The sequence below is a fragment of the Acinetobacter gyllenbergii CIP 110306 = MTCC 11365 genome (assembly GCF_000413855.1).
Taxonomy (GTDB): domain Bacteria; phylum Pseudomonadota; class Gammaproteobacteria; order Pseudomonadales; family Moraxellaceae; genus Acinetobacter; species Acinetobacter gyllenbergii.
The window spans coordinates 137,265-158,257 of sequence record NZ_ATGG01000020.1 but is presented as its reverse complement, the minus strand read 5'-3'; the positions used below and the strand labels follow the sequence as shown (position 1 = coordinate 158,257).

The 20,993-nt window shown below is 38.1% G+C and carries 12 protein-coding genes and 2 pseudogenes; 7 read left to right on the top strand and 7 right to left on the bottom strand.

The window, feature by feature from the left end:
• Positions 1 to 20 precede the first annotated feature (20 nt).
• The gene (gene mqo / locus F957_RS07240) at positions 21 to 1,661 is read right to left on the bottom strand and encodes a malate dehydrogenase (quinone) (protein ID WP_016541620.1); all 1,641 of its coding nucleotides are present in this window, start codon (positions 1,659 to 1,661) and stop codon (positions 21 to 23) included.
• A gap of 332 nt (positions 1,662 to 1,993) precedes the next feature.
• Here mqo and F957_RS07245 point away from each other — a divergent pair, with 332 nt between their 5' ends.
• A complete protein-coding gene (locus F957_RS07245) occupies positions 1,994 to 3,661 on the top strand; it encodes a sialidase family protein (protein WP_016660444.1) in 1,668 nt (555 codons plus the stop codon).
• Positions 3,662 to 3,716: 55 nt separating this feature from the next.
• On the opposite strand, the pseudogene F957_RS20865 reads toward F957_RS07245, so the two are convergent.
• Positions 3,717 to 5,946, bottom strand: a pseudogene (locus F957_RS20865) (TonB-dependent receptor).
• A 412-nt stretch (positions 5,947 to 6,358) separates the two neighbouring features.
• On the opposite strand from F957_RS20865, the gene F957_RS07250 reads away from it, so the two are divergent.
• The 4 genes from F957_RS07250 (at position 6,359) to F957_RS07265 (ending at position 10,165) form a co-directional block, all read left to right on the top strand.
• Complete coding sequence (locus F957_RS07250; RefSeq protein ID WP_016541622.1) at positions 6,359 to 7,372, top strand: DUF1852 domain-containing protein; 1,014 nt, start codon at positions 6,359 to 6,361, stop codon at positions 7,370 to 7,372.
• 27 nt (positions 7,373 to 7,399) lie between these two features.
• Positions 7,400 to 8,428: a methionine synthase gene (locus F957_RS07255; RefSeq protein ID WP_016541623.1), complete on the top strand. Its 1,029-nt coding sequence runs from the start codon at positions 7,400 to 7,402 to the stop codon at positions 8,426 to 8,428.
• Positions 8,429 to 8,515: 87 nt separating this feature from the next.
• Entirely contained in the window at positions 8,516 to 9,007 is a 492-nt protein-coding gene (locus F957_RS07260) for a flavin reductase (protein WP_016541624.1), read from the top strand.
• Between the two features lie 609 nt (positions 9,008 to 9,616).
• The gene (locus F957_RS07265; protein WP_016541625.1) at positions 9,617 to 10,165 is read left to right on the top strand and encodes a TetR/AcrR family transcriptional regulator; all 549 of its coding nucleotides are present in this window, start codon (positions 9,617 to 9,619) and stop codon (positions 10,163 to 10,165) included.
• Positions 10,166 to 10,247: 82 nt separating this feature from the next.
• On the opposite strand, the gene F957_RS07270 is transcribed toward F957_RS07265, so the two are convergent.
• A complete protein-coding gene (locus tag F957_RS07270) occupies positions 10,248 to 10,925 on the bottom strand; it encodes a hypothetical protein (RefSeq protein WP_016541626.1) in 678 nt (225 codons plus the stop codon).
• Positions 10,926 to 11,160: 235 nt separating this feature from the next.
• Between F957_RS07270 and F957_RS07275 the strand changes: the two genes are divergently transcribed.
• Together F957_RS07275 and F957_RS21935 are read left to right on the top strand one after the other, a co-directional pair.
• Entirely contained in the window at positions 11,161 to 12,015 is an 855-nt protein-coding gene (locus F957_RS07275; RefSeq protein ID WP_016541627.1) for a hypothetical protein, read from the top strand.
• Between the two features lie 80 nt (positions 12,016 to 12,095).
• Positions 12,096 to 12,316, top strand: a pseudogene (locus F957_RS21935) (helix-turn-helix domain-containing protein).
• A 38-nt stretch (positions 12,317 to 12,354) separates the two neighbouring features.
• Here the strand turns inward: F957_RS21935 and F957_RS07280 are convergent.
• From F957_RS07280 to F957_RS07290, 4 genes are all read right to left on the bottom strand, one after another.
• Complete coding sequence (locus F957_RS07280) at positions 12,355 to 16,116, bottom strand: YobI family P-loop NTPase (protein WP_016541629.1); 3,762 nt, start codon at positions 16,114 to 16,116, stop codon at positions 12,355 to 12,357.
• A gap of 290 nt (positions 16,117 to 16,406) precedes the next feature.
• Positions 16,407 to 17,690 carry a ribonucleotide-diphosphate reductase subunit beta gene (locus F957_RS07285; RefSeq protein ID WP_016660440.1) on the bottom strand — a complete coding sequence of 428 codons (1,284 nt, stop codon included), beginning with the start codon at positions 17,688 to 17,690 and terminating at the stop codon, positions 16,407 to 16,409.
• A 142-nt stretch (positions 17,691 to 17,832) separates the two neighbouring features.
• A complete protein-coding gene (locus tag F957_RS21240) occupies positions 17,833 to 17,964 on the bottom strand; it encodes a hypothetical protein (protein WP_004655460.1) in 132 nt (43 codons plus the stop codon).
• Positions 17,965 to 18,057: 93 nt separating this feature from the next.
• Positions 18,058 to 20,901, bottom strand: coding sequence for a ribonucleoside-diphosphate reductase subunit alpha (locus F957_RS07290; protein ID WP_016541632.1), 2,844 nt, complete (start codon positions 20,899 to 20,901; stop codon positions 18,058 to 18,060).
• Positions 20,902 to 20,993 lie beyond the last annotated feature (92 nt).

Genomic DNA, 20,993 nt, shown 5'->3' with positions numbered 1-20,993 from the left:
TTCAATGGGCTAGGCGTTGCTTATTGCGCAACAGCTTCCGCTTTTTCGACTTTCTTGGCAGGAACCAAGTTTGCAGGAGTCTTATAGTTCAAGCCTAAAGTTGAACTTGAGTACTGACGGATTTGATCTAACAACGCTGGATCAGTTGAAAGGTCTTTACCATAAGAACGCACGATTTCATGTAACTTGCCATTCCATTCACCTTTAGTTTGCTCAGGGAAGGCTTTTTCAAGCAAGTTGAGCATGATGTAAGGTGAAGTTGAAGCACCCGGAGAAGCACCTAACAATGCGGTTACAGACTTGTCTTTAGACGCAAAGATTTCTGTACCAAATTGCAATTTAGCAGGTTTACCCGGCTCTTTTTTGATGATCTGAACACGTTGACCACCTTGTTGTAAATGCCAGTCTTTTGGATCAGCTTCAGGGTAGTATTTTTTCAACTCGTTGAAACGATCAGCATCAGACATTAACACTTGGCTGACCAGATACTTAACGAGATCGGCATTTTGTAGACCAATTGCAGTCATAGGCAAGACGTTGTTTTTGTTGGTCGATGCAAGCAAATCAAATTGTGAACCATTTTTCAGGAACTTGTTTGAATAGGTTGCGAATGGGCCAAACAACACATATTTTTTACCATCAATATAACGGGTATCAATATGTGGAACAGACATCGGAGGCGCACCAAGATCAGCACGGCCATAGACTTTGGCTGTATGTTTTGCAGTGATTGCTGGGTTGTCAGTTACTAGGAACTCACCGCCTACAGGGAAGCCCGCATATTGTTGTGCTTCTGGTAAGCCAGTCATTTGCAATAATTTAATTGCAGCACCGCCCGCACCAATAAATACGAAACGTGTTTTGACATGATCAACTTTGCCCGATTTCAAATCTTTGAAAGCAACAGACCAAGTGTTGTCGTCATTCTTGCTGATGCCCGTCACTTCAGTTGAAGTGCTGAGTTTAAAGTTAGGACTCTTTTCGAGGTTGTTGATCAACTGGGTCGTGATGGCACCGTAGTTCACGTCAGAACCAACGTCCATACGGGTTGCAGCCACTTTTTGTTGAGGATCACGACCGTCCATCACCAATGGTGCCCATTGTTGAATTTCAGCTTTGTCTTCACTCAATTTCATGCCCGCGAATAACGGATTTTGAACCATGGCAGCATAACGCTTTTCCATGAAGTTCACGTTATCGCCCCACACAAATGCAATGTGTGGTACAGGGTTAATGAAAGTGTTTGGTGTTTCGAGTACACCTTGTTTGACTTGGTATGCCCAGAATTGCTTGGCAATTTCAAACTGACCCGCCACATTCACAGCTTTAGAAATGTCCATTTTACCGTCTTTTTCTTCGGTATAGTTCATTTCCATAAAGCCTGAGTGACCTGTGCCCGCATTGTTAAAACCGTTTGAACTTTCTTGTGCAACAGCATCAAGACGTTCATACATGCGGATGTTCCAGTCAGGTTGTAATTCGTTGAGATAAGTACCTAACGTGGCACTCATAATCCCGCCACCGATGAGTACGACATCGACAGTAGGTTCGTTGTTGGTGGTTTTAATTGCCTTAGACGCAACTGGTCTAAAAAGAAAGGCAATTGCAATAATAATTAGTACCACGAGCAGTACTAATAAATATTTCCAAAATTTTTTCATTCAATTTACCTTAAAAATTAAATGACGCTCTATATGACAAACCAGATAGAGAGAAAGAATTTAAATGATGATACAGGCGCAATAAAGGCACATCAGCAGGGCAAGGGATTGCCTTAACACTGATGTTGAAGAAGTTAGTTCATGAATTTTACTTTAATTTAGACGGTGTTTTAGTTGTACTAGTGTTTCAAAATGTATCAATCAAGTTGATTATGATTATATTTAAGATGGTTTATTGTTAATAATTCTAGTAATGTTCACCTTTATTGGGTAGGGCGAGAGTTTTCTCATCCTTGATACATGTTGTTTCTGACATTTAAATGATTAAGTAAATGAATAAACTAAATTTAATATTGAAAAGTGGGGTGGTTTTCACCATTTGTTTGTTACTCCAGGCATGTGCTACAACGCCGCAATCAAGAGAAATGAATGCAGTGGCAAAAGATGTGTTCGCACCTGAGCAACAAGAAGAGAAATTATATCCTGTGGTCTTAAGTATCGGTTTTAATAATGGGATGAATTTTCCGTTTTTACTCGTAGAAAGTCTTACAGAAAAAACCATGATCCGGAAAAATAATAAGACCTATAAAATTGATGTTATTAATTCAGGAGTTTCACGTTCTACACTGATTTATAGTGGGAAATTACCTGCGGGGGAATATCGTGTTGTTGAGCTGAACAGCTTTATGCCGAGTGCAAATCCGATGCTGGCAGGGGCAACAAAATTTATCAATTTGGTGGATAATGAGCAAGCCAGTCAAGCCCGTACATTTAAAGTGGTTGAGAATACAACCACTGATCTTGGACGTATATTTTTGACGCATGCCAATGGTGCATATTTTTTTTCAAGATCTGAAAACTATCCATCTAATAAAAATCTAATCAATAAATTTGGAGATAAGTATCTGCAAGCGATTTATAAAGACAAGGTTTTAACAGGCTGGACTCAACCCATTACTGAGATAGAAAAACATTTTGGTAATGAAAATAAATTATTACCTTTTGGAATGCAGTGTTTTAAGGAAACACCAGACAATAGGGTGGTTGCAGCAAGTAAAATTGGTTCTATTTTTTCTTTTTCCTTAAACGATGATATCCAAGATAAAAAAGAAAAAGCCAAAATACTTCAAAGCCAAGAAGCTCTGTCTTTTGACTGCATAACCGTAAAAGAAAATCGTCATTTTGATTTTTTAGCTTATGGTGAGATGAATAATTTCTATAAGCATCAAAAAGATAGTGATACGCTAAGTCCTGTTGATACGGGTAATTTGCCTATAGGAATCATTGCCTATGTTGTGGGTAACGATCAACAAGGTTGGTATTTAGCACATATTGTGGGAACTGATCTGACTATTTATCGTAGTGATCGTTTAGAAAAGGGGGATTGGAAACCAATTTCAACAAAAAAAATATTTAATGCTTGGTTAGGGCTGAATGGTTTCTGGATGTGGGAGGATGAGCGCGGTTTTGATTATGCTGATATGTATGGAAATATTAATCGCTATGAGTATGCAAGCAAAGCATGGAGCCAAAATAAGGTACCCGATAACGCCAATATTACGCAGCTGTTTGTTAACCCAGACCAGTCCTTTAGTTTGATTACTTCTAAAGGTGGTTTTGCAGGTGTTTTTGCCAAGCAATTTAATTCAAAAGATCATGGTGCGACATGGCAAAAAATTGATAGCCCATTTAAAGTCAATATTTGGCCAGCGCAATTTTCAAAGCAAGGCGATATTTATATTGCTTCTGGACCATTTAGCTGGGGTGAGTTAGCGGTTAAAGAAGAAGCAACCCCCACATGGGAAAAACGTAAAATAATCCCGCAGAGCTATATCACGGTGCTTGATTCAGGGGCTCTTTTAAATACTTATTTTTCACCTTACTATGCCCTTGTTAATTTTTCTAAAGACAAAGGCAAGACGTGGAATCCCGTCTATTCAACCTATAGCAAAAAATTACATGAGCTACAGCAGAAACAAAATGCTTCAGCTCAAAAATAATGAATGAGCTTGAGAAAGAAACCGTCATTTATGACGGTTTCTCATTGATTCGAATTTACCATTTATGGCTATAAGACACTTTCAGCGTAATGCCATTTGCGAGTAAATGACTGGTATTGTTGCTGTTTCTCATCAGTTGGCTATACAGCGGGTAATATTGCTTGTTAAACATATTTTCGATACCGATGGTCATCGTATCTTTCTTGTTCAGTGCAAAGCTACTGAGTAAATCAGCGGTGGTATAAGATTTGACATCATAACGTCCAAAGCTATTTACGCCATTCAAACGATAATCCTCTGCGCCAAAATAAGTGGCTTGAATGCGGTTGGTCCAAGTATCTGTCGGACTATAAGAAATATAGCCTGTGACTTTTAATGGTGGGATACGGTAACCAGTCATATCTTGCTCAGTATGGGTATTTTGAGGGGTTTCGCGTCCTTTCATCCACGTCACACTCCCACCAGCACCCCAGACTTTGGCATCTTCAAGATAATCAAGGGTCGCTTCTACACCAGTCACTTTTTCTTTGGTTCGCGCAAGCACCAGTCCATTATTAAAGGATTGCACCCCCCCCCAGATCAGAAGTGGAGTGGAATACCGCTAAACTAGAACTAAAATGATTAAAATGACCATTCCAGCCAAGCTCATAATTATCCACTTTGACAGGTTCTAAGAAAGAAGAACCTAAGTCGAAACCTACCCCTGCATTACGGATGATGACACCAACATCGGGGAGTTGGAAACCCTGATTAAAGGAGGCATAAATCGAGTGTGCATCTGTAGGTGCAAAGCTGACATTGGCATTGTAAAGCCATGCGTCTGCTTTGACTTTACCGCCTTGAACCGTATAAGGATTGGCTTTGCCGAGTTGAGACAAGGGAATAAAGCTGTCAATTTTGGCATAACTGTCTTCATAACGTGTGCCGATTTCTGCTGACCATTGCTCATTGAAATGGTGCTTCAATTGCGCAAATCCACCGATACTTTGCGTGGTGAGCTCAGGTAAGTAAATCAGTTTGCCATTTTTGACAAATTCCAGACCACCTGACTGGTCATAAATTTTCGGGTCGAAGGTATCTAAGGGCATTTCACTTTTTTCACGGCTGAAATCACCGCCCCAAACCAGCGAAGTGTCGCCTAAAAACGCAAGCGGTGTATTCACGGTTAAACGGCTGCCCAGCACATTATTTTCTTGATAGACCTGATCGACTTGTCCGCCACGGGTTGCGACTTTACGCGCATCAAAGGGTGCAAAGCGGGTAAAAAAGTCACGATAATACAGTTGCGCATCGACTTTATTGCCGAAGAAATCTTGATGGCTATAGGTCAAATTGTAGATCTGATTTTCGTTTTTATTTTGGTCTTTTAATTTCAGACCTTTGATTGCCTTCGCAGGCACAGTCCCCGCTGGCAGTTGAGCCACACTTGGATCAGAGGCATAGTCCGAGTCTTGTTCAGCATTATAATAATTTGCTGCAAACTGAAGATATTGATTGTCATCCAGATGATAGCCAAATTTGCTACCGATGCTATAGGCATCGGCATCAAATAGGTCACCTTGACTGGGTTCAGGCGCAACCCGTCTGCCACGTGCATCGTATGGACTGCCAATACGTTGATAACCAAAGTCTAAGGCATAGTCGAAGTTATTCAGGCTGCCAGAGAAATATTGATGGATGTCACCACTTAAGGCATCAGTACGAAGATTGGTTAAGCCGCTTTGTAAACCAATGACTGTTTTCGCGCTCGGTTCGCCACCAGCCGCTTTGGTTGTAATCGAAATGGTCCCCCCAGCTGCACCACTGCCATAAATCGCATTACTGCCACGAATCACTTCGATACTGCTAATACTTTCAGGATCAATCGCAGAAAGCCCCCTTGAGGTATCACGGGTAAGATTCATCGGAACACCATCGACCAAGATCAGCGCATTACGACCGCGTAGGGTTTGTCCATAATCGGTAATGGTGCGACTGGAATCGGATAATCCCGGAACGACTTTTGCTAATACGGTGGCGATGTTGCCTGATGAGGCATTTTTTAACAGCTCGATTTGTTTTTCATCGAGCTTGGTGACTTGTTTGGCCGAAGAGGACAATTCATCTGCACGCGATGCCGTAATGCTAATGGTCGGCAGCACTTCGGAGGGCTGATCTTGATTGGCAACTTCAGCAGGCGTTGCTGCAAAAGATGAGTTTGAAAATAAGATAAATCCACCGATAGAGAGAAGGGGAATAAGAGGTCTGGCTTGTTTTTTTCGATTAAATACACGATCTTTTTTCATCTTCTGTCCTTTGATCTCAGCCTGAGATTGCTTTTTAATTGGTCTGAATTATAGTTGAGAATGAGAGCTATTCACAGTTTGATCAATTAATACAGCTTGCTTGTTATGTCCAGTCGATTGATTCAGCCCTTATGTAATTTTTATTGGTATCGTATTGATTTTTAATTAATTGAACTGGAGTTTTTGTCCTATGGTTTGTCTATATCCGCCCAAAATCCCCTAAGTGATATTCATCTGCAAAATTACCATCAATCGAGGATACTGAGCCATTTTCATCTCAGCAAATTTCTTAACGTGAATTTCATTCATTTTGGACTTAGATTAAATCATTTTTATTCAGCTAATGATTACGGTATAAATCACTCTATACAGAAATTCAGATTTATCTCAGAAATTAGGGTGGCGGATTAAAATGAGTAGCGCATTTAATTTTACGATCAAGAGTATTCGTTTTGATGAGAACTATTACCCATCAGAAAATACCCGTATTACAACCAACTTTGCCAATTTGGCTCGTGGTCAAAGCCGCCAAGAGAATCTGCGTAATACCCTAAAAATGATCGACAATCGTTTCAATACCTTGGCGCATTGGGATAATCCAGAAGGCGATCGTTATGCGGTCGAGCTTGAGATTATTTCTGTTGAGATGAAGGTTGAAGCGGGTACTGATAGCAATGCATTGCCTTTGATTGAAATTTTAAAAACCAATATTGTTGATCAAAAAAACAATGAGCGTATTGAAGGTATTGTGGGCAATAACTTCTCTTCTTATGTACGTGATTATGATTTCAGTGTGTTATTGCTTGAGCATAATAAAAACCAGTCTGGATTTAGCACACCAGAGAATTTCGGCGACTTACATGGCAACTTATTTAAGAGCTTTATTGAGTCAGAGACTTATAAGGCAAACTTTAAAAAACCGCCTGTGATCTGCCTCAGTGTTTCCAGCAGCAAGGTCTATCAACGTACTGAAAACCAACATCCAGTATTGGGTACGGAATATCTGCAAGATGAATATTCATTAACGGATGAGTATTTCCAGAAAATGGGCTTAAAAGTGCGTTATTTCATGCCGCCAAATAGTGTTGCGCCGTTGGCCTTCTATTTCTCTGGGGATTTATTGGCGGACTACAGCAATTTGGAATTGATCAGCACCATCAGCACCATGGAAAGTTTCCAGAAGATTTACCGTCCTGAAATTTACAATGCCAATTCAGTGGCAGGTAAATCCTATCAACCAAGTTTGAGCAACCAAGATTATTCACTGACTCGCATCGTCTATGACCGAGAAGAACGTAGTCGTTTGGCGATTGAACAAGGCAAATTTGTTGAAGAACAATTTATCAAACCTTATCAAACCATTCTGGAACAGTGGTCTGCCAGTTATGCAGCACAAAGCAACTCGCAAAAAAGTTACGCGCACTAATTTATTGAAAATATAAGGTTATTGATGATGAAAATATTATTACCAACGTCGACTGCGGGTAGCTTACCGAAACCGTCTTGGCTGGCAGAGCCTGAAAAACTTTGGTCGCCGTGGAAACTGCAAGAGCAAGGTTTGATTGAAGGTAAACAGGATGCATTGCGTTTGTCTTTGCATGAACAGCAAGTGGCAGGGATTGATATTGTCAGCGACGGCGAGCAAACCCGTCAGCACTTTGTGACAACATTTATTGAGCATTTGACAGGTGTTGATTTTGAGAAACGTGAAACGGTGCGTATCCGTAATCGTTATGATGCTAGTGTTCCGACTGTGGTCGGTGCGGTATCGCGTCAAAAGCCAGTTTTTGTGGAAGATGCCAAGTTCTTACGTCAGCAGACCAATCAACCAATCAAATGGGCGTTGCCAGGACCAATGACCATGATTGATACGTTGTATGATGCACATTATAAAAGTCGTGAAAAACTGGCGTGGGAATTTGCCAAAATCTTGAATGAAGAAGCCAAAGAGTTAGAAGCGGCGGGCGTGGATATTATCCAGTTCGATGAGCCTGCATTTAACGTGTTCTTTGATGAAGTGAATGACTGGGGTGTGGCGACTTTAGAGCGTGCGCTTGAGGGTTTGAAGTGTGAAACTGCGGTGCACATTTGCTATGGTTATGGCATTAAAGCCAATACCGACTGGAAAAAGACCCTCGGTTCAGAATGGCGTCAATATGAAGAGGCTTTTCCAAAGCTACAGCAGTCAAAACTTGATATCATCTCACTCGAATGTCACAACTCACGTGTGCCGATGGATCTAATTGAATTGATTCGCGGTAAAAAGGTGATGGTAGGTGCGATTGATGTGGCCAGCAACACGGTAGAAACACCAGAAGAAGTTGCCGATACCTTACGTAAAGCACTGCAATTTGTCGATGCTGATAAACTGTATCCATCAACCAACTGCGGTATGGCACCTTTGGCGCGTGATGTTGCGCGTGGCAAGCTGAATGCATTGAGTGCAGGTGCAGAAATTATTCGTCGAGAACTGCAAGGCTAAAATGCACTGAGGTCGAGAGGTGGAAAGGGCGAGTAGGTGCGCCCTTTGCACTATCCCCAAGCTCGGGTTTAATTGAGGAGTAGAGTGATGGTTGAAGCAACAGATTTTAGAGATGCAATGTCTTTACTTACCAGTGCGGTCAGTGTGATTACCACCACAGGTATGTCTGGTCGTTACGGCTTTACTGCATCTGCTGTATGTAGCGTCACCGATACGCCTCCGACTTTATTGGTATGCATGAATCGAGCTTCGAGTTCGCATGTGCATTTTGTCGACAATAAAATCCTGAGCGTGAATGTGTTAAGCGCAGATCATCAGCATATTTCGAAAGCCTTTTCCTCTAAATTGAGTCCAGAAGAACGTTTTAAACACGGTGCTTGGTCAGCGTTGGAAACAGGTGCGCCAGTTTTGGATGATGCCTTGGTGAATTTCGATTGCGAGATTGATCAGATTCAGGACGTGGGAACGCATACCATTTTTATTTGTCGTATTGTGGCGGTTCAACAAAGTGGACATGATCAAAGCTTGGTGTATTTTAACCGTGCTTATCACCAAGTTGGGCAGACCGAAGTCGCTTAAACCAGAGTGCTTTAAGCCGACTGGCTGATTATTAAAATACATTTATATGATAATTTAAAAATAATAAATAATTTAATTGATTGAAAAATAATAAGAAAATTAATTTGGCCCAAAGTGTAGCATTGACACCCTTAGACCCACTGATTATTCTTTAAGCGCTGGCCTACATCGCCAGCCGGTTTTGACAGACCGTTTCCTAAGTGCATTGAAAAACCTAGTTTTTTTGATGTAGACTTGTTCGTCCCTCTTTTGTAGCGGTAGGGCGAAAGGGGGACGCCTTCGGGCGTGCTGATTCTTAGGTTCAGTCTGTCAACCCTCTTTCTCCCTGCCACCATAATCTTTATGTCTTGGCAGTATTCCGAATGATTTAGGAGTTGGCCATGCACTGTCTTTATATTCTTCTCAATTAGTCTTTGACACCGTTTGATTGCCCTTAGGTTTTCAAGCGTAACTTCGTCACGACTAAAAAATCATATCAACAATAAAACTTGAGATGCGCTCAGGCCGTCTTATCGGGTCTTTGCACGCCTTTTTTTTGCTTATTGCAGCATAAATGGCCGCTTGATCTGTTTGAGCAACAACAAAAAATTATTCAATCATGGAAATGATATGCCACCTTTTGCTTTGACTTATCGTGCTTTAAAAGTCTTGGATACTTCACAAGCGTTGTTTAGCCAAGATGGTTTTCATCAGGTCGGGGTCGATCTGATTATTGATGCGTCACAAATTGCCAAAGGCACCTTTTATAAATATTTTCACTCCAAAGAGCATTTGGTTGAAATGACGTTGAGCTTGCAGAGGACGGCACTGAAGAAAGAAGTCCGTTCAATTCTCTATGCCAATAAAAACTTATCGGGGCGTGAAAGGCTGAAACGGATTTTCTTTTTACATGCCGATGTAGAAGGGATGTACCATTTATTGTTTCGGGCAGTTTTTGAAATTAAAACCCGTTATCCAAAGGCGTATGACATCGTGGTAGAGTACCGAAACTGGTTGATTCGTGAAATTTATATGTTGTTGGCAAGGACGGATATCCATACTGGAAAAGCAGATGCACAGATGTTTTTGTTTCTGGTGGATGGGGCAATGGTGCAGTTGTTGAGTGGCAATAAAGTGGATAAAGGGAAGTTGTTGGAGGGATGGTTGGTGGGGAGATAATCAACAATGATAGTTAATAAATAAAAAAGGTTGCTCTTGGCAACCTTTCTTTGTAGCATTGAATGGCATAACAGTTATTATTTTAATTTTTTTGCTTTAATACAAATTTTATAAGTTCTAACTGGTAGTTGTATCTTTGGATTTGATAGTTAACAATCATTGAACCTAAAGCAATTCCTGTAAGAAAAGCTGCGCCATACAATAATAAAGTTTGAACTATATCTCCATTATTAGAGGGCACCTTTGACAATTCTTTCCATACCGACCAGCCTAAGCCTATTAATGAAAACACAGCATATTTATCAGAGTTTCCGATAAAAGTTGAAATTCTATTATTGAGTCGAGAGCATTTTAACTGAAGCCAATCTTGCACCTCTAAAAGAGTTTCTTTTTTGTAATTCGCTAATAACTCGATTGCTTTTTTATCATGAGCAATTTCAAGTATTAACCAATCAAAACTCCTCGATTTAAATTTAAATATAGATACTAAACCAACGCCTATATCGATAATGATATACATTGTTGGTATAAATATGGTTGATATAGCAATCCATATAGCAATTTCTCTTCCTTGATCCGAAAAAGGTGATGTCTTATGCCATACAGCTAGTATAATTAATATTAAAAATAAGATGCCTGTAATAGCAGCCATATATTTATAGCCTTGTCGAGTAAGGCCTTCCCAACGAGTTTCTCTATTCTTTGCTGGTAAGGGGTCAAGTTGATTTAACAGTTCCAAAAGGGGTTTTATTTCTTGCATGATTTTCCTCAGATAGATGGTTTTTTATAAATTAAGTAAATTTGTTATTTATTACTTAATTTATGGTTATGGAATAGCAAAACTTAAAAGCGTCATAACCAAAGCATATATCTTCTTAATAGAATAAAACAGGAGTAACCGAGTGGCTAAGGTTTACTCTAGTTTTTTGGCATAAGCATTTAATTTTAAATAGATAATCATAATTTAATTATGGTTGCGTTGAGGTCGCCGCAACATGCAGACAAAAAAAAGAAGTAGACGATTAAGAAGAGATTGGATTGATGTTATTCGTACAACTATTTGGTACGCCTATATAGAAACAAACTTCTCCAATCCTACAAATTATCAGATAGAAAAGTTCTTTGAACCTGAAGCTTTTGTAAAAGATGGGAGTTATTGTTTTCATCGCAATAAATGGACAAAATATGAATTGGGAAGGCATACGCCTGGCATCGAGCTTATTTGTAAAGTAAATCAACATGTAGAAGGGACAGCAAGGATTATCAATCATGTTTTATGGGAGGCGATAAGAGGACGTAAGCCATTGAGTTGGCTCGTAGAGATTGGAGTCAACCAACTTTCTTGGGATGTTCAACGAATCATTTTTAAATCAGTGAATGATCAAAAGGAGTTAATTTCGGTTTTAGAGATAAGAAAAAACTTAAGAAGATTAGAGCGCTTAGCAAATTTGGATGCATTAGCGGCCTTGATCATTTTATTAAGAATTGCAGATGATCAAAATCAAAGAAAAATTGCTTTAAGCATAGGTCAGTCAATTTACAGAATATTATTGGTCATGTGTGTATTTTTGCCCTTAGCAAATTTTAGGTATGGATTAGCATTTTTAATCTATCTATACGTGTTTCCACTTTGCCAGAGTGAGATGAAAAAATTTGATAGTAATGATGTTGAGGAATTTTTTGATAGGTCTGGTAATTTAAATTATATTTTATTAGTGGCTGAAGATGAAAATATTATTGATTTAGAGCGTAAAGGAATCACTAGGAAAATATATACTAATTTTTTATTTGATATTCTTGATGGAAAGCGTGGGCTTAAACTTATAAAAGAATTTTCTCCCTCGTTTTAAGAGAGGGGATTTTTTATTATATTTTCTAATTCTTCTATATCCTACTTTTGGATATTTTTAATTGTAACTGGTATTGAGCTATGCGCTCAATACATGATCCAAGGTATCAAGACCTAATTAAGAAACATATAAAACTTCGCGAGTCAAAAAAGTGACTTAGGTTGAGCTTGAGCATCGTTTGAACAAACCCCAGTCTTATGTTTCTAAAGTCGAGATTTTAGAAAGACGACTTGATATGATTGAGTTATGCGACTGGTTAAGTATTTTAGAGCAAGATTTAGCTAAATTTTTAGAAAATTAGCCTATTCTTTAATTACTAATAAAGAATAGACTTTTCTCTTATTTAGTATAAAAAACTATTTTATCTTGGGCTATCTTGTATCTTTTTATTTCTTTTTTATGAATAAAACTAATTTTTTCTAGTTCAAGTGAAAGTTTACTATTTAAGTCATTTAATATAATTATATGTCTACCTACTATTGAAATTTCATTATATGGATTTTGAAGTAGTTTTAGATATTTGGAAATTTCCTCATGTTCCAAGTATTTAATCTGGTCTATAAGTAGTTCTAGATTTTTAGTGTTAGAAATTGATTTTTCAAAATAAAAGTCGAGATACTCTTGTGGAAGTTTTAAAGATAAACTTTTATATAGTTTTATAATTGATATTCTAATATTTTCAGACTTTGAAAATAGATCTATTTTTAATTTATCAATGATATTTTTTTTAAATGTATTCGTGAAATTATTAGATGCTAGTATAAGTTCAAATTCATCGTTAGATAATTCGATTTCTTCTGGTACTTTTCTGGATAAGCTATTTTGAAATGGTAATAGAAATTCTATTACCAAATTTTTAGTTTTGTTTCTCAAGTTATCTAAGTTTTCACAAGTTAGTGCTAGTACTTTATTTCTGCATAATAATAAAACCTTATCCTCTGATAATTGAGATATATCAAGATTATTGTATGTAAAATAGATAGATTTAATTAGGCATTGATATGCTGAAATATTTAAACGGTTCTCCTTTAATAAATCCCTTTGAAACTTCTTAGAAATATCACCAAGTTTATCAAAGTTCTTGGCCTCTGAAATTTTTTCCTCTATTAACTTATTGTGAACTTCTGGTGAGTTTATGTAATCAGTCATAGTTTTATCTATATTGGATTCAATAATTTCATAGTAGTGCAAAATTGAATTCCAGGTTGGAATTAATCTATAGTTTTTAATTATATGACCCCATAAGTATTTATTTTTAATTTCATTTAAATTAAAAATTTGGACTTCATTTTTTTCAATTAACCATTCTTTGTGAGAATTATCTAAATCTTCATTATTAATTAATTTGATGAAGTTGTCTGAGTTTTCACTTAGATTTCTAGATGATGAAATATACACTTCTTTGAAGAAATTACTGATTGATTGCTCTACCTGAGTTTTCAAGTAGTCTGGCGCAATGTCTTGTAAAAAACCATAAGGCTTTGAAGCAAAAATATTTTGGATTTCATCAATTTTTTGATCTTCATTATTTATACGTATAATTTGTAATATCATTTTTTCATTAAATTCAAAATATTCATTTCTACAAATTTCATTAAATATACTTACATCATTTTGATTGTTACAATCCAAATATTCGAATATTGGTTTAATAAGCTGTAGAAAGTTAAGAATTTCTTGCTCAGTACTATAGGCATCTTTGATGTATTCGATAAAATTACTTTTAGAAGACAGATAGTTTTTTAGAATGTCATCATTATTAAGTAAAGGAATATTTTCTTTTTCTAAATTTTTCAATATCAGTAGAAGACAGCTTTCGATTTTTTCGTCTGTCATTGACGTATGAATATGTTCAAAAAAAGTCTGCCAGCTTTTAACTATTTCATTAATGAATAGGGATGAGTTTTCTCCTCTATCTATATATTCGAAAATAAACTGAATTGAACGCTCATCCTGATTTGATAATAATTTGAATAAATTATTGTAATGATCGTTAAATTTATCATAGTTCTTAAGTATAAAATCAACTAAACTGAAATTGAGGATGCTTGCATGTGAAAACTGTCTAGGTGTCAAATATTTTTCTAATATTTTTTCCACATTAGTTAAAGTTAAGTCAAACTCTGAGTTGATATGGTTGATTACACGTTGTGCGTAATCTCTTTCAGTAATATTAATTACACTGTCAATAAAGAATGAAATATAGTCAGGATAGTACTCATCTATGTAACCCTCTCTAACTAAAAATTGAAGTAGAGGTGGATGTTTGTCAGATTTAAAGAATTCTTCATTTGAGTTTATAGTGAGTAACTCTTTTAGTGTATTCAGCTGAAGACTATTTTTTTTATTAACTAAGCCTTGTTTTTGCTCCAATAACTTTTCACGATTCGTTATTTCGCGATTTTTAATTCTAGTTTCTCTATCTGTATATGAGAGTGTGGCGTTTACTATATTTTCAATATTTCTAAAAGTAAACGTAATATCTTGACTATTTTTAATTTCAATATTTGTATGTCTATTATTACCTGTAATCTCTACAAACCACGCTATATTTTCTGAATTTTGAATAATGTTGAAGTTTGCATCAGTTGTGAGATTGTTGTGGTCGAGATATGTGTCTCCAATTTTAAGTTTTACTAGATAGGTAGTGCTACTAATATAAGTATAGTGATTACTTGCACCTGTAATATTGGGATATCTTTTAAGGATTTCATAAACATATAATTTTCTTAATTCTGTGATGGTTTGAATTTTTTCTAATTGGGATGCTTGGATTTTATCATCCAAAGTGATAATTTCTTGTTTAATTTTTTCTAATTTGCTAGTAATGATATTTTTCTTTTTAATTGTAAAAATTTCATATATTTCACCTTTATTAGAGTGTAGGTTTGCAAATTCAGCAGGGTAGTAGTTTTTATAAATTATTAAAGCTAATAATTTGTTTTTATTGAGATTTGGGTTGTTAAGTTTTTTTACATAAAGTTTAAACTCATTAAAAATATTTGTTACAAGTCTCATATCATCAAAATAAAGTGAGACTTGATGTAGGAAAATATCTTCAATTTCAACGTGTAGTTGACTATCACTTTCTTTGTTAATATAGTTTTTTCGAATCAAATCATAAGCATTTGTAGGGTTTATGACAGGAATAATTGGGATGATAAAATCGAAAAATTTAGATCGATCTTTATCTTTGAACATGTTATCTCTAATAGCGTATAAAAACACTATAGGACGGTTTACTTGTTTTGAATTGTTGATAAGAGTATTAAGTTCTCTTAGTCGAATAAAAACTTCTGAATTCTCAAAACGGTCTAGATCTTCAATTACGATTACATCGAAATTTGTTCTTTCAAAGAAATATAAAATTTCATCTAAGTGCTTGTTTAATATGGACTCTACTTGATCATTATTTAATGTGATTTCGGTATCTTGAAACTTTAATTTAAGTTCTTTAAGCTTTTCAATATATTTTATTCCAGTGAATAATCCAACTATGCAATACAATAAGAATAATAATGAGATAGTTTTTTGAGCTAGTTCGTCTGAACTAGCCAATATACTAAACTTATCAAAAAGAATACTTTCTGGAAAAAATATAAATAGTGTTAGAAAAGCCCATAGGAAAATAAAAAGTGTATTAGCAATTAGCTCTCTAGGTTGAACAGTTACTATTCGCTTTAGTCGGGAGCGAGGTAATGTTTTTTGATCTACAGAATAAAAGAGTTGTTGTAATATACTTTTTTCTATAGCTTCGATTTCAATTTCTTTATTATTGTCTTCAATTTCTAAATGATCTTTGAATGTTGCTAGCGATATATTTAAGTATTTCCATTGTGGATTATTTTTTTGAAAAGTTTGTAACACGCTACTTTTGCCCGAACCATATGGTCCAGTTACAGCAATGTTGTTGGTTTTCTTCTGTGATAATGCAAATCTTAGCATATCAGAATAAGCATTATCTTCATCTGCGTTAGTAATTGGTGTTAAAGATAAATATTGATGTGTAGAGGTTATTTGAGGAGCTAAATAAATTTCTTTAATTTTAGCATAAGTTATTATTATTTCATTCCAGATTTTTTTAAGTTTATCTTTTGACATTTAAATATTTACTCAAATAATAATATATTTTGAACTTGTATATATTTTATCTCTTTATTTTCTTTATATCTATCTGTAATTTATTGTTTTTATAATTGATTTATATTTGGTTACTATTTTTTTTAATAGAAACTGAACTTTTAAGACTATTTGGTTTTTTAAAAGGTCTATTTTTCTTATATAACGTAAATATTTAGAGACTAAAATTTAGGTTATATAAGAAAAATAGAGCCCTTAGGCTCTATTTTTTATCAATGACAACTTATGTGTCGCGTGACGATTCTATTGACTTACCAGCTTAACGCACCACCAGTTTGGTAATCCGTTACACGCGTTTCAAAGAAGTTCTTCTCTTTACGCAAGTCCATCATCTCAGACATCCACGCAAACGGGTTAGTTACACCAGCAAACTGCTCAGGTAAACCAAGTTGCGCTAAACGACGGTTACAGATGAACTTCAAGTACTCTTCCATCATGCTTGCGTTCATACCCAATACACCACGTGGCATGGTGTCACGCGCATATTCGATCTCAAGCATCGTGCCTTCAAGAATCATTTGAATCACTTCTTCTTGGAACTCAGCCGTCCACAAATGTGGGTTCTCGATCTTGATCTGGTTGATCATGTCGATACCGAAGTTCAAGTGCATAGACTCATCACGCAAGATGTACTGGAACTGCTCAGCAACACCGTTCATCTTGTTACGACGACCCATACTCAAGATTTGAGTAAAGCCACAGTAGAAGAAGATCCCTTCAAGAACACAATAGAACGCGATCAAGTTACGCAATAAACGTTGGTCGTTTTCAGGCGTACCTGTGTTGAAAGTAGGATCACTTAAAGATTGAGTATACTTCAAGCCCCACGATGCTTTACGCGCAACACTTGGAATCTCGCGGTACATGTTGAAGACTTCGCCTTCGTCCATACCCAAAGATTCGATACAGTATTGATAAGCATGCGTGTGAATCGCTTCTTCAAATGCTTGACGCAAGATGTACTGACGGCATTCAGGGTTGGTAATGTGACGGTAGATCGCCAATACCAAGTTGTTTGCAACCAATGAGTCCGCAGTCGAGAAGAAACCCAAAGAACGCATGATGATGGTACGCTCATCTTCAGTTAAGCCATTTTCAGACTTCCAAAGCGCGATATCATGGTTCATGTTGACTTCTTGCGGCATCCAGTGGTTTGCACACCCGTCAAGATACTTCTGCCAAGCCCACTCGTATTTAAACGGAACAAGCTGGTTTAAGTCAGCGCGACAGTTGATCATTGCTTTATCATCAACCTGTACACGCTGTGCACCCATTTCAAGCTCTTCCAAGCCAGGTGCAGCATCTAAGTGTTCTAAGGCAGCAGATGCTCGTGCCAACGAATCGGTGGGATTTGTTGATCGCACGGAATTGGTTCCAGCGGGTTGTGCAGCTGCCACGCGCGGCGATGATTGCTCTGAATCAGATACCACTTGCGTATTAACCGTTTTTTGCGTGTCGATGGACGCAGACTTGTGTTCAGGTGCAGTCGGTTTTTGCGAATCATCTTCAAAATCGTCCCAACTAAGGATAGACATATCAATTCTCTCTTCGTTGCTTTATATCTTTTATTTAGACATCTCAAGCAAGGAGATGTCCTACTATACGCTCAATTTGTGTAAGCAAAATTAAGTTTTATTGATTGAGTTTTTAAAAGTGACCAATGGACACTGACAATCCCTAAGACTTATTTTGATTACGCTGTTGTCTACGTATTTTAAAAAACGCGTAAACGAGGGGGATATAAAACACTAGAAAGGCACAAATCAGAACAATCACACCAAATTGATAATTATGACTGAGATGGAACATGATCGATGCCTCTATAGGAACCTCTCTCGCGGCGCTTTAGTCGCTCTTCACCTCTCCTAAAAGGAGAGGGAGTTTATGGAGAGAGGAATAAAATTACTGACAAGCTTCGCAGTCTGGGTTGTCAATTGAACACGCCAATGGCACTGGTGCTGCTGTCGTGAAACCATCTTCTTCAACCGCAGTTTCAGGTTTCTTCTCAGCCACAACTGCCGCTGGTGCTGCCGCAACCACAGGCGCTTCAACCGATGCTGGTTTAACTGCATTGAGTGCGCCAGTATTGATGGTTGATTTCTCAGCCGATGTTGCACCTAAAGCTCGGAGGTAATAGGTGGTTTTAAGACCACGTAACCATGCCATCTTATAGGTGATGTCAAGTTTCTTACCGTTCGCGCCAGCGATGTAAAGGTTCAATGACTGTGCTTGGTCGATCCATTTTTGACGACGTGACGCAGCATCTACGATCCAGCGAGTATCCACTTCAAATGCAGTCGCGAAGATTGCTTTTAATTCTTCAGGAATACGCGCAATCTTTTGAACTGAACCTTCGAAGTGTTTCAGGTCATTCACCATGACGGTATCCCAAAGACCACGTTCTTTTAATGCACGAACAAGGTAAGGGTTGATCACGGTGAACTCACCAGAAAGGTTCGATTTCACATACAAGTTCTGGAACGTTGGCTCAATCGATTGAGACACGCCACAAATGTTAGAGATGGTTGCAGTCGGTGCAATCGCCATCACATTTGAGTTACGCATACCGTCTTTTTGAACTTTAGTACGTAAAGTATCCCAGTCTAAACGTTGCGTGCGATCCACTTCGAACATACGCTCTGGACGAGATTTTGCAACGATTTCTAAAGAGTCGATTGGCAAGATCCCTTGATCCCACAATGAGCCTTTGAATGTTGAGTAAGCACCACGTTCAAGCGCAAGGTTGCTTGAGGTTTCGATGGCGTAGTAGCTGATCACTTCCATTGATTCATCAGCGAAATCAACCGCTGCATCTGAACCATAAGCAAGATTCATTTCATACAATGCATCTTGGAAGCCCATGATTCCCATACCCACAGGGCGGTGCTTCAAGTTTGAATTCTTCGCTTGTGGCACGGCATAGTAGTTAATGTCGATCACGTTATCGAGCATACGCACCGCAGTTTTCACTGTACGCGCAAGTTTCTCACGATCTAATACACCACCTTGAACGTGTTGTACAAGGTTGATCGAACCTAAGTTACATACCGCGATTTCATCTTGGTTGGTGTTTAAAGTGATTTCTGTACACAAGTTCGAAGAGTGAACCACGCCCACATGTTGTTGTGGTGAACGTAAGTTACATACGTCTTTGAATGTGATCCACGGGTGACCAGTTTCGAACAACATCGAAAGCATTTTGCGCCATAAGTCTTTGGCACGGACTTTCTTATGCAGCATGTTTTCTTGTTTTGCGACTGCTTCGTAGTGCGCATAACGCTCAGCGAATTCAGCACCCGTTAAATCATGCAGGTCTGGTGTTTCAGACGGGGTGAACAATGTCCACTCAGCATCTTCAAATACACGTTGCATGAACAAGTCAGGCACCCAGTTCGCTGTGTTCATGTCGTGAGTACGACGACGGTCATCACCAGTATTCTTACGCAGCTCTAGGAATTCTTCAACATCCAAGTGCCAAGTTTCGAGGTATGCACAGACTGCACCTTTACGCTTACCACCTTGGTTGACAGCAACGGCTGTATCGTTGGCAACTTTAAGGAAAGGAACCACACCTTGAGATTTACCGTTAGTGCCTTTGATATATGAGTTCAAGGCACGAACTGGTGTCCAGTCATTACCTAAACCGCCAGCCCATTTAGACAACATTGCGTTATCACGCATTGCGCCATAAATGTCGTATAGGTCATCACCGATGGTGGTCAAGTAACAGCTTGATAATTGCGGACGCAAAGTACCTGAGTTAAATAGCGTTGGTGTAGATGCCATGTAGTCGAAGCTAGACAATAAGTCATAGAATTCGATTGCACGGTCTTCTTTATTTTCTTCGTTAAGTGCCAGACCCATCGACACACGCATAAAGAATAATTGTGGTAATTCAAAACGCACGCCATTTGAATGGATGAAGTAACGGTCAAATAAAGTTTGTAGACCTAAGTAAGTGAATTGGTTTGAACGTTCTGGTTTGATCGCAGCAGCCAATTTAGCAAGGTCAAAGTTCAACAAGTCTTCAGAAAGCAGGTCAAGCTCGATCCCTTTCTTCAAGAAAGTTTCTAAAGCGTCGCCTTCCAAGGTTTCTGCTGGCAGACCTAAGAACTCGAGACCCGTGCTGACCAATTCGCTACTGAGTAAACGTGCAGTCACATAAGTATAGTTTGGCTCTTGTTCGATACGGGTACGCGTTGCCATCATCATGGTGGTCGCGATATCGCTTTCTTTTACGCCGTTGTATAAGTTCTTTACGGTTTCATCAAGGATGGCTTGAACATCAATCCCTTCTAGACCTTCACTTGCAGTTTGGATGGTTGCGGTAAGCGCATCCAAATCCAACGGTTGGAGCTGACCATTGGCATCTGTAATTTGTAGGGTAGGGTGATGGTTCGCACCAGTTTGCTGACGAGCACTTGCGCGTTGGTCACGATAAATCACATAGGCGCGGGCAACTTTTTGCTCGCCTGTGCGCATCAATGCCAATTCAACTTGGTCTTGAATCTCTTCGATATGAATCGTGCCACCAGACGGTAGGCGACGATTGAAGGTGTTCATAACCATTTCTGTCAGTTGCGTGATACGGTCATGGATACGACTTGAATCCGTACCTTGTTGACCTTCAACAGCTAAAAATGCTTTCCCAATCGCAACAGAAATTTTCTCGGCATTAAATGTCGCAATCTCACCGGTGCGCTTAATGACCTGAAGTTGGCCAGGAGTAGAAGTGATGATGCTCATGTCAGCATAGCTCCATTATCATCTATTTTTATGTTCATTGACCGTTTGAATCGAGCAAAAAGTATGCCACGATGTTTGAGGGATAAACACAA